This window comes from Sorangium sp. So ce321 (assembly GCF_051530195.1).
Lineage (GTDB): Bacteria > Myxococcota_A > Polyangia > Polyangiales > Polyangiaceae > Sorangium.
This window is the reverse complement of sequence record NZ_CP150329.1, coordinates 5,146,574-5,161,462: the sequence shown is the minus strand read 5'-3', so window position 1 is coordinate 5,161,462 and position 14,889 is coordinate 5,146,574. Positions and strand designations below refer to the sequence as shown.

Genomic DNA, 14,889 nt, shown 5'->3' with positions numbered 1-14,889 from the left:
AGGGCTGTGCGGTCTGCGTGGCGCAGAGCGGGTTCATGGCTTCGTCGTGCGGATGGCCTTCGGCTTGGTCTGCTTCATGCGCCGCACGCTGGACTCTCTCCGCTTGTGGTCCTCCTCGTCGCGGGCGGCCTTGTCGTCGGCGGCCTGGACCTCGAGCCGGGAGATCGGCGTATCCGGCTGTTCCGCGGCCGAGGCCAGCAAGGTCAGGTACTGCCGGCAGAGGCGGCTCATCGTGGCCTGCTCGTAGAGCTGCGTGCGGAACTGCAGCGAGCCGGAGAGCCCCTGGGGAGACTCCATGATCCAGAGGACCAGGTCGTACTTGGTCGCCTCCGCGGCCTCGCCGAACGGCTCGATGAGCAGCCCCTCGGGCGAGTCGCCCCCGTCCGGCAGGTTCTCGAGGGCGAAGACCACCTGGAAGTAGGGCTGCGCCCCGGAGCTCCGGGGCGGGCTCAGGGTCTCGACCAGGCGATCGAACGGCAGATCCTGGTTGGAGAATGCCTGCAGCACGGTCTCGCGCACGCGCCCCATGAGCTCGCGGAAGGAGGGATCTCCGCGCAGCGAGCTGCGGAGCGCCAGCGAGTTCACGAAGTTGCCTACGACGTCCTCGGTGTCCACGTGGGTGCGGCCGGTGACGACGGTGCCGAGGCACAGATCCTCCTGGCCGGTGTGGCGGACCATGAGCGCCTTGAAGCCGGCCAGCGCGGTCATGAACACCGTGCATCGCTCGGCCTGGGCGAGGGCGAGGATTCCACGCCTCACCGGTTCGGGGAACCGGAAGTTGACCCGGGCCCCTTCGTTGGAGACGCGCTCGGGATAGGGCCTGTCCGTGGGAAAGACGAAGTTCTGGCTGTGGCCGGCAAGGGACCTGCGCCACACGTCGAGCTGGGCGTCCATGTACCGTCCGTCGAGCTGCCTCTGCCAGGTAGCGAAGTCGGCGTACTGGATGGAAGGCTCCGGCATGGCGGGCTTGTCGCCCGCGAGCTCCGCCTGGTAGGAGGCCACGAGGTCGCGCAGCACGAGCCCGCTGGACCAGCCGTCCCAGACGAGGTGGTGGGAGACGATCTGCAGGATGTGCTCCTCGGCCGCGAGGCGGATCACGAGGAGGCGGAAGAGGTGCTCGCGCGCCAGATCGAAGACGACCTCGGCCTCCGCGTCGATCAAGGTGCCGGCCTCGCGCAGGCGGACCTCCTCGGGCATGCCGGAGAGATCGTGGAACGACAGCGGCCTTTCGGTGGCAGGATCGATGACCTGGAAAGGCCTCCCGTCCTCCTCGACGAAGCGGGTGCGCAGCGACTCGTGGCGCCGGATCAGGTCGCTCGCGGCGCGCTCCAGGGCGGGCAGGAGCAAGGGACCGCGCAGGCGGAACGCGAAGGCCACGTTGTAGGCGCGCTGGTGCGACTCCCCCATCTGCGCGGCGATCCAGATGCCCTGCTGGTTGTACGAGAGAGGGATGTTCCCGGCGCGCGGCGCGCGGCGGATCGGCGGCAGGGCAGCGGGCCCGGTCTGGGCGCGGCTCAGCCGCTCGGCGAGCGCCGAGAGGGTGGCCGCCTCGAAGACGCTCCGCAGGGGCACCTCCACGCCGAGCTGATCGCGGATGCGGGAGACGACCCGGGTGGCCAGCAGCGAATGGCCGCCCAGCGCGAAGAAGTCGTCCTGGATGCCGAGCGTGGCGACGTCCACGCCCAGGACTTCCCCCCAGATGCGCGCGAGCGCTCTCTCCATCGGGGTGCGCGGCGGCTCGTGGGCGGCCGCAGGCAGGTCCGCCTCGGGGTCGGGGAGCGCCTTGCGATCGATCTTGCCGCTCGAGGTCAGGGGCAGCGCGGTCAGCGCGACGTAGAAGCCCGGGACCATGTGCTCGGGCAGCCGGCTGCGCAGGAGCTCCTGCAAGGCAGCCCGTGATGGCGCGTCTCCGGCGCTCGCGGGCACCACGTACGCGACGAGGCGCTCCTGCCGCATCACCACGACAGCGTCGCTGAGGCCCTCGTGGGCCCGGAGCGCGGCCTCGATCTCGCCGAGCTCGATCCGGAAGCCGCGCAGCTTGACCTGGAAGTCGATGCGCCCGAGGTACTCGATCGCCCCGTCGGGGCGATACCGGGCCAGATCTCCGGTGCGGTACATCCGCGCTCCGCGCTCGCCCGAGAAGGGATCGGGCAAGAAGCGCTCCGCCGTCAGGCCGGGCCGCCGGAGGTAGCCCCACGCCACCTGCACTCCACCGATGTACAGCTCCCCGGGCACTCCCACGGGCACGGGCTGCAATCTCTGGTCGAGGATGTGGAGGGTGGTATTGGCGATGGCGCGGCCGATGGAGATGGTCCCGGAGCCCTGCGCGTCGTGCGCCTCGACGCGCAGGCAAGAGGACCACACCGTGGTCTCCGTGGGCCCGTAGAGATTCCAGACGGCGGCGGCGCGCTCGCGCAGCGCGGCGGCGAGATCGGAGGGCATCGCCTCGCCGCCGCACAGGATGCGCAGCCCCTGCCCGCCGCGCCAGCCGGCGTCCACCAGCATGCGGAAGGTCGCGGGCGTGGCCTGCATGACGGTGACGCGGTGCGCGTCCAAGAGGCGCTGGAGGGCGTCCGGGTCGGCGGCCTGCCGGGTGCCGGCCAGCACGATGCGCGCTCCGCACAGGAGGGGCAGGAAGAGCTCCAGCGCCGCGATATCGAAGGTGATGTTCGTGACGGCGAGGAGGACATCTCGCGCGGCGAGCCCGGGCTCGCGCGCCATGCTCTGGAGGAAGTTCGTCAGGGCCTTGTGGTGGATCAAGACCCCCTTGGGCTTGCCGGTGGAGCCCGAGGTGTAGATGACATACGCCAGGTGCTCGGCCGTGCTCAGGGGCGCGGGGTCCTCGGTCGACTCATGGGCGATGTCGGGCCAGTCCGAGTCCAGGTGCACGACGCGGGCCGCGTGCGCCGCCGGCGCGCTCGTCGCGCTCCACTTCGCGCGTGTCAGCAGCACCGGCGCGCGGGCGTCGTCGATGCTGAAAGCCAGCCGCTGCGCCGGGTGCGCCGGGTCGAGCGGGAGATAGGCGCCGCCGGCCTTCAGGATGCCCAGCAGCGCCACCACCATCTCCAACGACCGCTCGTCCAGCACCGCAACCACCGTGTCCGGACCCACACCGTGCCGCCTCAGGTAGTGCGCAAGCTGGTTGGCACGCGCGTTGAGCTCCCCGTACGTCAGCCGCTCGCCCTCGAACACCAGCGCCACCTGCTCCGGCGTGCGCGCCGCCTGCGCCGCCACGAGCTCGTGCACGCAAGACATTGAATCTCGCCCGGCACCGAGGTCGGTCTCCGTGCTGTTCCACGCGACCATCTGCTCGCGCTCCGCCTCGTCCCGCAGCTCCACTTCCCCGATCCGCACGCCAGGCTCCGCCACAACAGCCCCGAGCAGCGTCTCGAAGTGCCGCGCCATCCGCGCCACGCTCTCCGCCTCGAACAGGTCCGTGCTGTACTCCCAGCCCGCCAGCAGCCCCTCGTCGCTCTCCACGATGGTCAGCGTCAGGTCGAACTTCGCTGTCCCCGTCTCGAACTCCACGCCCTCAAGCGTCAGCCCTCGGAGCGACAGCTCCCCCTCCGGCGCGTTCTGCAGGATGAACATCACCTGGAACAGCGGATGCCGGCCCAGGTCACGCTCCACGTTCACCGCTTCCACCACCTGCTCGAACGGGATGTCCTGGTGCGCATACGCCGCCAGCGCTCGCTCCCGCACTCGCCCCACGAGCTCACGGAAGCTCGGGTTGCCCGACAGGTCCGCCCGCATCACCAGCGTGTTCACGAAGAACCCGATCAGACCCTCGAGCCCCGCATGGCCACGGTTAGCTATCGGCGTCCCCACGCACACGTCCTCCTGCCGCGCATACCGCGACAGCAGCACGTCGAACGCCGCAAGCAGCGTCATGAACACCGTCGCATTGCACTCCCGACCCAGCGCCGCTATCTGCCTCGACAGCGACACCGGCAGCCTTTGACGGTGCACCGCGCCTCGGTAGCTCGGCTGCGCAGGCCGCGGGCGGCTCGTCGGCAGCTCCAGCGCCGACACCCCGCTCAGCTGCTCCTTCCAGAACGACACCTGCCGCGACAGCACCTCGCCTTGCAGCCACCGCCGCTGCCACACCGCGAAGTCACCGTACTGGATCTCAAGCTCCGGCAACGGCGACCGCTCCCCCGCGAGGAACGCCTCGTACAGCGCGCCCACCTCCCGCACCAGGACGCCCATGCTCCAGCCGTCCGTCACGATGTGATGCATCCCCACGAAGATCACGTGCTCATCGGACGACAGCCGCAGCACCGACGCCCTCACAAGCGGGCCTGCCGACAGCGAGAACCGCTCCGACGCCTGCCGCTCCACCCACGCCCTCAGCGCCGCCTCCCGCTCCTCCGCGACGAGGCCCCTCGCCTCTTCAACGGCAATGGCAATTGCTCCGGGCTCCTGCACCACCTGCACCGGCACGCCGTCGCGCTCATGGAACACCGTGCGCAGCACCTCGTGCCGCCTCACGATCTCCGTCAGCACCCGGCTCAGAACCTCGATCGACAGCTCGCCACGCGCGCGCACCGCAGCCGGCGTGTTGTAATGCACTCCGTCCGGCGTCAGCGCCTGCAAGAACCACAGCCGCTCCTGCGTGAACGACAGCGGCAGTGCGCCGCCGCGTGCGACGCGCGCCAGCGGCGGCGCCTGCACACCCTGCACCTGGCGCTGCACCTGCTCCACCGCCTTCGACAGCGCCGACACCGTCGTGTTCTCGAACATCGCGCGCAGCGCCAGCGGGACACCGAGCGCATCGCGGATCCGGGACACCACCCGCGTCGCCAGCAGCGAGTGACCGCCCAGCTCGAAGAAGTCGGCCCTCACGCTCACGCGCTCTGCCTCGAGCCCCAGCACCTCCGCCCAGATCCCCACCAGCGCTTCTTCCACCGGCGTCCGCGCCGGCTCGTAGCCGCTCTCCAGCGCCTCCAGCTCCGGCGCAGGCAGCGCCTTGCGGTCCAGCTTGCCGCTCGTCGTCAGGGGCAGCGACTCCAGCGCCATGAACACGTCAGGCACCATGTGCTCGGGCAGCGTACTCCGCAGCAGGTCTTGCAGCGCCGCGCGCGCGGGCATCGCGCCCGACTTCGCCGGCACCACGTACGCGACCAGCCGCTCCTGCCACACCACCACCACTGCGTCCTTGACGCCCTGGTGCGCGCGCAGCGCGGCCTCGACCTCCCCGAGCTCGATCCGGAACCCGCGCAGCTTCACCTGGAAGTCGATGCGACCGAGGTACTCGATCGCACCGTCGCCGCGATACCGGGCCAGATCCCCCGTGCGGTACAGCCGCGCGCCCGGCGTGCGGCTGAACGGATCAGGGATGAACCGCTCGGCCGTCAGCGCGGGCCGCCTGAGGTAGCCGCGCGCCACCTGCACTCCGCCGATGTACAGCTCCCCGGGCACCCCCACCGGCACCGGACGCATCGATTCATCCAGCAGGTGAATCTGCGTGTTCGCAAGCGGCTTGCCGATCGGCACGCCAGCATCGCTGTCGCCCTCGCCGCATCGCCACCACGTCACCTCCACCGCCGCCTCGGTCGGACCGTAGAGGTTGTACACCTCCAGCCCGCTCCCCAGCTTCTCGAACAGACCCCTCGGCAGGTCTCCAGAGAGCGCCTCTCCGCTGCACACCACGCACTGCAATCCTCCGCAGCGCGACGGGTCCGCCTCGTCCAGGAACGCCCGCAGCATCGACGGCACGAAGTGGATGTGCGTTATCCCCTCGGCCGCGATCAGCTCCGCCAGGTAGCTCGGATCCCGGTGCCCACCCGGGCGCGCCAGCACAAGGCACGCGCCGTCGATCAACGGCCAGAAGATCTCCGCCACCGACACATCGAACGTGTACTGCGTCTTCTGCAGGACCTTGTGACCGCTCGAGAGGCCGAAGCGCTCCCGCGACCAGAGCAGGCGGTTGACGATCCCACGGTGGCTGTTCTCCACTCCCTTGGGCTTGCCGGTGGAGCCCGAGGTGTAGATGACATACGCCAGGTGCTCGGCCGTGCTCAGGGGCGCGGGGTCCTCGGTCGACTCACGCGCGATCTCGGGCCAGTCCGAGTCCAGGTGCACGACGCGGGCCGCGTGCGCCGACGGCGCGCTCGTCGCGCTCCACTTCGCGCGTGTCAGCAGCACCGGCGCGCGGGCGTCGTCGATGCTGAAGGACAGCCGCTGCGCCGGGTGCGCCGGGTCGAGCGGGAGATAGGCGCCGCCGGCCTTCAGGATGCCCAGCAGCGCCACCACCATCTCCAACGACCGCTCGTCCAGCACCGCAACCACCGTGTCCGGACCCACCCCGTGCCGCCTCAGGTAGTGCGCAAGCTGGTTGGCACGCGCGTTGAGCTCCGCATACGTCAGCCGCTCGGACTCGAACACCAGCGCCACCTGCTCCGGCGTGCGCGCCGCCTGCGCCGCGACGAGCTCGTGCACGCAAGACATTGAATCTCGCCCGCCACCGAGGTCGGTCTCGGTGCTGTTCCACGCGACCATCTGCTCGCGCTCCGCCTCGTCCCGCAGCTCCACTTCCCCGACCCGCACGCCAGGCTCCGCCACCACAGCCGACAGCAGCGTCTCGAAGTGCCGCGCCATCCGCGCCACGCTCTCCGCGTCGAACAGGTCCGTGCTGTACTCCCAGCCCGCCAGCAGCCCCTCGTCGCTCTCCACCATCGACAGCGTCAGGTCGAACTTCGCTGTCCCCGTCTCGAACTCCACGCCCTCCAGCCTCAGCCCTCGGAGCGACAGCTCCCCCTCCGGCGCGTTCTGCAGGATGAACATCACCTGGAACAGCGGATGCCGGCCCAGGTCACGCTCCACGTTCACCGCTTCCACCACCTGCTCGAACGGAATGTCCTGGTGCGCATACGCCGCCAGCGCTCGCTCCCGCACCCGCCCCACGAGCTCCCGGAAGCTCGGGTTGCCCGACAGGTCCGCCCGCATCACCAGCGTGTTCACGAAGAACCCGATCAGACCCTCGAGCCCCGCGTGGCCACGGTTCGCTATCGGCGTCCCCACGCACACGTCCTCCTGCCGCGCATACCGCGACAGCAGCACGTCGAACGCCGCAAGCAGCGTCATGAACACCGTCGCATTGCACTCCCGACCCAGCGCCGCTATCTGCCTCGACAGCGACACCGGCAGCCTTTGACGGTGCACCGCGCCTCGGTAGCTCGGCTGCGCAGGCCGCGGGCGGCTCGTCGGCAGCTCCAGCGCCGACACCCCGCTCAGCTGCTCTTTCCAGAACGACACCTGCCGCGACAGCACCTCGCCCTGCAGCCACCGCCGCTGCCACACCGCGAAGTCACCATACTGGATCTCAAGCTCCGGCAGCGGCGACAGCTCCCCCGCAAGGAACGCCTCGTACAGCGCGCCCACCTCCCGCACCAGGACGCCCATGCTCCAGCCGTCCGTCACGATGTGATGCATCCCCACGAAGATCACATGCTCATCCGACGACAGCCGCAGCACCGACGCCCTCACCAGCGGGCCCGCCGACAGTGAGAACCGCTCTGACGCGTGCCGCTCCACCCACGCCCGCAGCGCCGCCTCCCGCTCCTCCGCGACGAGGCCCCTCGCCTCTTCAACGGCAATGGCAATTGCTCCGGGCTCCTGCACCACCTGCACCGGGATCCCGCCCCGCTCATGGAACACCGTGCGCAGCACCTCGTGCCGCCTCACGATCTCCGTCAGCACCCGGCTCAGCACCTCGATCGACAGCTCGCCACGCGCGCGCACCGCCGAAGGCGTGTTGTAATGCACCCCGTCCGGCGTCAGCGCCTGCAAGAACCACAACCGCTCCTGCGTGAACGACAGCGGCAGTGCGCCGCCGCGTGCGACGCGCGCCAGCGGCGGCGCCTGCACACCCTGCACCTGGCGCTGCGCCTGCTCCACCGCCTTCGACAGCGCCGACACCGTCGTGTTCTCGAACATCGCGCGCAGCGGCAGCGGAGCCCCGAGCGCATCCCGGATCCGGGACACCACCCGCGTCGCCAGCAGCGAGTGACCGCCCAGCTCGAAAAAGTCGGCCCTCACGCTCACGCGCTCTGCCTCGAGCCCCAGCACCTCCGCCCAGATCCCCACCAGCGCTTCTTCCACCGGCGTCCGCGCTGGCTCGTAGCCGCTCTCCAGCCCCTCCAGCTCCGGCGCAGGCAGCGCCTTGCGGTCCAGCTTGCCGCTCGTCGTCAGGGGCAGCGACTCCAGCGCGACGAACACGTCAGGCACCATGTGCTCGGGCAGCGTGCTGCGCAGCAGCTCTTGCAGCGCCGCGCGCGCGGGCATCGCGCCCGACTCCGCCGGAACCACGTACGCGACCAGCCGCTCCTGCCACACCACCACCACCGCGTCCTTGACGCCCTGGTGCGCGCGCAGCGCGGCCTCGACCTCCCCGAGCTCGATCCGGAACCCGCGCAGCTTCACCTGGAAGTCGATGCGACCGAGGTACTCGATCGCACCGTCGCCGCGATACCGGGCCAGATCCCCGGTGCGGTACAGCCGCGCTCCGCGCTCGCTCGAGAACGGGTCAGGCACGAACCGCTCGGCCGTCAGCGCGGGCCGCCTGAGGTAGCCGCGCGCCACCTGCACTCCGCCGATGTACAGCTCCCCGGGCACCCCCACCGGCACCGGACGCATCGATTCATCCAGCAGGTGAATCTGCGTGTTCGCAAGCGGCTTGCCGATCGGCACGCCAGCATCGCTGTCGCCCTCGCCGCATCGCCACCACGTCACCTCCACCGCCGCCTCGGTCGGACCGTAGAGGTTGTACACCTCCAGCCCGCTCACCAGCTTCTCGAACAGACCCCTCGGCAGGTCTCCAGTGAGCGCCTCTCCGCTGCACACCACGCACTGCAGCCCTCCGCAGCGCGACGGGTCCGCCTCGTCCAGGAACGCCCGCAGCATCGACGGCACGAAGTGGATGTGCGTTATCCCCTCGGCCGCGATCAGCTCCGCCAGGTAGCTCGGATCCCGGTGCCCACCCGGGCGCGCCAGCACAAGGCACGCGCCGTCGATCAACGGCCAGAAGATCTCCGCCACCGACACATCGAACGTGTACTGCGTCTTCTGCAGGACCTTGTGACCGCTCGAGAGGCCGAAGCGCTCCCGCGACCAGAGCAGGCGGTTGACGATCCCACGGTGGCTGTTCTCGACCCCCTTGGGCTTGCCGGTGGAGCCCGAGGTGTAGATGACATACGCCAGGTGCTCGGCCGTGCTCAGGGGCGCGGGGTCCTCGGTCGACTCACGCGCGATCTCGGGCCAGTCCGAGTCCAGGTGCACGACGCGCGCCGTGTGCGCCGTGTGCGCCGTGTGCGCCGCGTGCTCCGCGTGCGCCGCGTGCTCCGCGTGCGCCGCCGACGCGCTCGTCGCGCTCCACTTCGCGCGTGTCAGCAGCACCGGCGCGCGGGCGTCGTCGATGCTGAAGGACAGCCGCTGCGCCGGGTGCGCCGGATCCAGCGGGAGATAGGCGCCGCCGGCCTTCAGGATGCCCAGCAGCGCCACCACCATCTCCAACGACCGCTCGTCCAGCACCGCAACCACCGTGTCCGGCCCCACCCCGTGCCGCCTCAGGTAGTGCGCAAGCTGGTTGGCACGCGCGTTGAGCTCCGCATACGTCAGCCGCTCGGACTCGAACACCAGCGCCACCTGCTCCGGCGTGCGCGCCGCCTGCGCCGCCACGAGCTCGTGCACGCAAGACATTGAATCTCGCCCGCCACCGAGGTCGGTCTCGGTGCTGTTCCACGCGACCATCTGCTCGCGCTCCGCCTCGTCCCGCAGCTCCACTTCCCCGACCCGCACGCCAGGCTCCGCCACCACAGCCGACAGCAGCGTCTCGAAGTGCCGCGCCATCCGCGCCACGCTCTCCGCGTCGAACAGGTCCGTGCTGTACTCCCAGCCTGCCTCCAGACCCTCGTCGCTCTCCACCATCGACAACGTCAGGTCGAACTTCGCTGTCCCCGTCTCGAACTCCACGCCCTCAAGCGTCAGCCCTCGGAGCGACAGCTCCCCCTCCGGCGCGTTCTGCAGGATGAACATCACCTGGAACAGCGGATGCCGGCCCAGGTCACGCTCCACGTTCACCGCCTCCACCACCTGCTCGAACGGGATGTCCTGGTGCGCGTACGCCCCCAGCGCTCGCTCCCGCACTCGCCCCACGAGCTCCCGGAAGCTCGGGTTGCCCGACAGGTCCGCCCGCATCACCAGCGTGTTCACGAAGAACCCGATCAGACCCTCGAGCCCCGCGTGGCCACGGTTTGCTATCGGCGTCCCCACGCACACGTCCTCCTGCCGCGCATACCGCGACAGCAGCACGTCGAACGCCGCAAGCAGCGTCATGAACACCGTCGCATTGCACTCCCGACCCAGCGCCGCTATCTGCCTCGACAGCGACACCGGCAGCCTTTGACGGTGCACCGCGCCTCGGTAGCTCGGCTGCGCAGGCCGCGGGCGGCTCGTCGGCAGCTCCAGCGCCGACACCCCGCTCAGCTGCTCTTTCCAGAACGACACCTGCCGCGAAAGCACCTCGCCCTGCAACCACCGCCTCTGCCACACCGCGAAGTCACCGTACTGGATCTCAAGCTCCGGCAACGGCGACCGCTCCCCCGCGAGGAACGCCTCGTACAGCGCGCCCACCTCCCGCACCAGGACGCCCATGCTCCAGCCGTCCGTCACGATGTGATGCATCCCCACGAAGATCACATGCTCATCGGACGACAGCCGCAGCACCGACGCCCTCACCAGTGGGCCTGCCGACAGCGAGAACCGCTCTGACGCGTGCCGCTCCACCCACGCCCTCAGCGCCGCCTCCCGCTCCTCCGCGACGAGGCCCGTCGCCTCTTCGACGGCAACCGCCACCACACCGGGCTCCTGCACCACCTGCACCGGCACGCCGTCGCGCTCACGGAACACCGTACGCAGCACCTCGTGCCGCCTCACGATCTCCGTCAGCACCCGACCCAACACCTCGATCGACAACTCGCCACGGGCGCGCACCGCAGCAGGCGTGTTGTAATGCACTCCGTCCGGTGTCAGCGCCTGCAGGAACCACAGCCGCTCCTGCGTGAACGACAGCGGCAACTCCCCGCCGCGTGCGACGCGCGCCAGCGGCGGCGCCTGCACACCCTGCGCCTGGCGCTGCGCCTGCTCCACCGCCTTCGACAGTGACGACACCGTGCTGTTCTCGAACATCGCGCGCAGCGGCAGCGGGACACCGAGCGCATCGCGGACCCGAGACACCACCCGCGTCGCCAGCAGCGAGTGACCGCCCAGCTCGAAGAAGTCGGCCCTCATGCTCACGCGCTCTGCCTCGAGCCCCAGCACCTCCGCCCAGATCCCCACCAGCGTCTCTTCCACCGGCGTCCGCGCCGGCTCGTAGCCGCTCTCCAGCGCCTCAAGCTCCGGCGCAGGCAGCGCCTTGCGGTCGAGCTTGCCGCTCGTCGTCAGGGGCAGCGACTCCAGCGCCACGAAGGCGCTCGGCACCATGTACGACGGCAGCGCGAGCTCCAGGGCCCGCCGCAGCGCCTCGACATCGACGTCCGGCTCGGAGCGCGGCACGACGTACGCCACGAGGCGCGGATCGCCCGCGCGGTCCTCGCGCAGCAGCACCGCCGCCTCGCGGACCTGCGCGCTCGCCAGCAGCGCGGCCTCGATCTCCCCGAGCTCGATCCGGAACCCGCGCAGCTTCACCTGGAAGTCGATGCGACCGAGGTACTCGATCGCCCCGTCGCCGCGATACCGGGCCAGATCCCCGGTGCGGTACAGCCGCGCGCCCGGCGTGCGGCTGAACGGATCAGGGATGAACCGCTCGGCCGTCAGCGCGGGCCGCTTGAGGTAGCCGCGCGCCACCTGCACTCCGCCGATGTACAGCTCACCCGCTACCCCCACCGGCATAGGCCGCAGCTGGCGGTCGAGGAGGTAGATGCGCGTGTTGGCCACCGGCTTCCCGATGGGAACGCTCCCCTGCGAATCGCCCCGCCGGCAGCGCCACGAGGTCACGTCCACCGCCGCCTCGGTCGGCCCGTAGAGGTTCTGAAGCTCGGGCGCACCCTCGCCCTCCCCCAGCTTGCCGAAGAACCGCTCCTGCAGCTCCCGCGACAGCGCCTCTCCGCTGCAGATCACCCGCCTCAGCGACCCGCACTGGCGCGCATCCACCGACTCGAGGAACGCCTGCAGCATCGACGGCACGAAGTGCACCGTGCTGATCGCCTCCGCCTCGATCACGTCCGCGAGGTACCCAGGGTCGCGGTGACCCTCGGGCGCCGCCACCACCAGCCGCCCGCCGCACAGCAGCGGCGCGAACAGCTCCCACACCGACACGTCGAACGTGTACGGCGTCTTCTGCAACACAGCGTCCTGCTCGCCGAGGCCGCTGTCCTCCAGCATCCACAGCAGCCGGTTCACGATCCCACGATGGCTGTTCTCCACCCCCTTCGGCCGACCCGTCGAGCCCGAGGTGTAGATCACGTACGCCAGGTGCTCGGGGCCCACGACTCGCCGCGGATCGTCGCCACGCTCGCGCTCGATCGCCGCCCAGTCGGCGTCCAGGCGCACCACCCGCGCCGACGTCTCGGGCAGCCCGCTGCTCCACTTCTCCTGCGTCAGCACCACGGGCGACGCCGCGTCCTCGAGCACCACCCGGATGCGCTCGGACGGATACGTCGGATCGATCGGAAGGTACGCGCCGCCGGCCTTGAGCACCCCGTACAGCGCCACCACAAGCTCCAACGACCGCTCCGCCACCACCGCCACCACCGTCTCCGGCCCCACTCCGTGCCGCCTCAGGTGATGCGCAAGCTGGTTCGCCCTCGTGTTCAGCTCGCCATACGTCAGCCGCTCGCCCTCGAACACCAGCGCCGTCCTGCCCGGCGTGCGCGCAGCCTGCGCCTCGAACAGCTCGTGCACGCAAGACATCGAATCTCGCCCGGCACCGAGGTCGGTCTCCGTGCTATTCCACGCGACCATCTGCTCGCGCTCCGCCTCGTCCCGCAGCTCCACCTCCCCGATCCGCACGCCAGGCTCCGCCACCACCGCCCCGAGCAGCGTCTCGAAGTGCCGCGCCATCCGCGCCACGCTCTCCGCGTCGAACAGGTCCGTGCTGTACTCCCAGCCTGCCTCCAGACCCTCGTCGCTCTCCACCATCGACAGCGTCAGGTCGAACTTCGCTGTCCCCGTCTCGAACTCCACGCCCTCCAGCCTCAGCCCTCGGAGCGACAGCTCCCCCTCCGGCGCGTTCTGCAGGATGAACATCACCTGGAACAGCGGATGCCGGCCCAGGTCACGCTCCACGTTCACCGCTTCCACCACCTGCTCGAACGGGATGTCCTGGTGCGCATACGCCGCCAGCGCTCGCTCCCTCACCCGCCCCACGAGCTCCCGGAAGCTCGGGTTGCCCGACAGGTCCGCCCGCATCACCAGCGTGTTCACGAAGAACCCGATCAGACCCTCGAGCCCCGCGTGGCCACGGTTCGCTATCGGCGTCCCCACGCACACGTCCTCCTGCCGCGCATACCGCGACAGCAGCACGTCGAACGCCGCAAGCAGCGTCATGAACACCGTCGCATTGCACTCCCGACCCAGCGCCGCTATCTGCCTCGACAGCGACACCGGCAGCCTTTGACGGTGCACCGCGCCTCGGTAGCTCGGCTGCGCAGGCCGCGGGCGGCTCGTCGGCAGCTCCAGCGCCGACACCCCGCTCAGCTGCTCTTTCCAGAACGACACCTGCCGCGACAGCACCTCGCCCTGCAACCACCGCCTCTGCCACACCGCGAAGTCACCGTACTGGATCTCAAGCTCCGGCAGCGGTGACCGCTCCCCTGCGAGGAACGCCTCGTACAGCGCGCCCACTTCCCGCACCAGGACGCCCATGCTCCAGCCGTCCGTCACGATGTGATGCATCCCCACGAAGATCACGTGCTCATCCGACGACAGCCGCAGCACCGACGCCCTCACCAGCGGGCCCGCCGACAGTGAGAACCGCTCCGACGCGTGCCGCTCCACCCACGCCAGCAGCGCCGCCTCCCGCTCCTCCGCGACGAGGCCCGTCGCCTCTTCGACGGCAACCGCCACCACACCGGGCTCCTGCACCACCTGCACCGGGATCCCGCCCCGCTCATGGAACACCGTGCGCAGCACCTCGTGCCGCCTCACGATCTCCGTCAGCACCCGGCTCAGCACCTCGATCGACAGCTCGCCACGCGCGCGCACCGCAGCCGGCGTGTTGTAATGCACCCCGTCCGGCATCAGCGCCTGCAAGAACCACAACCGCTCCTGAGAGAACGTGAGCGGCAGCTCCCCGCCGCGGGGTCGCGGCCCGATGGGCGGGGCCACGCCGACCCCGCCCTGCTCCTTCAGCAGGCGCTCCACCTCGGGGGACATCCGGGCAATCGTGGGAGCATCGAAGAGCACTCGCAGGGGGACATCCAGGTGGAGCGCCTGCCGGATCCTCGCCGTGAGCTGCGTCGCCAGCAGCGAGTGCCCACCCAGCTGGAAGAAGTCATCGTGGATGCCCAGGTGCGGAGCCCCCAGCAGATCACACCAGATCCCGTGCAGGATCTCCTCGATGGGCGTCCGCGGCGGCTCGTGGCGCGCGCGGACCCCGCCGGCCACCGCGTCGGGCGCGGGGAGCAGCCGATAATCCACCTTCCCGTTCCGCGTGAGCGGGATCCCGTCCATCAGCACCACGGCGCTCGGCACCATGTGCTCGGGCAGGTGCTCGCGCGCGTGGTCGCGCAGCGCGCCCGGCGAGACCGGCCGCGCCTCGTCGATGTAGCCCTGGATGGGACGCAGGCGCATGAGGCCCTCTTCCCTTCCCCTCAGGCCTCTCCTGGAGGCATAGACATTGTAGCGATCTGTGCCCGACAGGAGCTCGTCCTGCTCGATGATCACCTGGAA

At 70.2% G+C, this 14,889-nt stretch carries 1 protein-coding gene; it reads right to left on the bottom strand.

What is annotated here, in order from left to right; translation table 11 throughout:
• Positions 1-33 precede the first annotated feature (33 nt).
• Positions 34-14,790 (bottom strand): non-ribosomal peptide synthase/polyketide synthase, encoded by a 14,757-nt coding sequence (locus WME89_RS19365; RefSeq protein WP_438011948.1) that lies wholly within the window; start codon positions 14,788-14,790, stop codon positions 34-36.
• Between the last annotated feature and the right edge of the window lie 99 nt (positions 14,791-14,889).

What these genes read in the sequence shown, in the direction of transcription:
- WME89_RS19365 (WP_438011948.1), bottom strand. Translation starts at nt 14,790, where the DNA reads ATGCGCCTGCGTCCCATCCAGGGCTACATCGACGAGGCGCGGCCGGTC.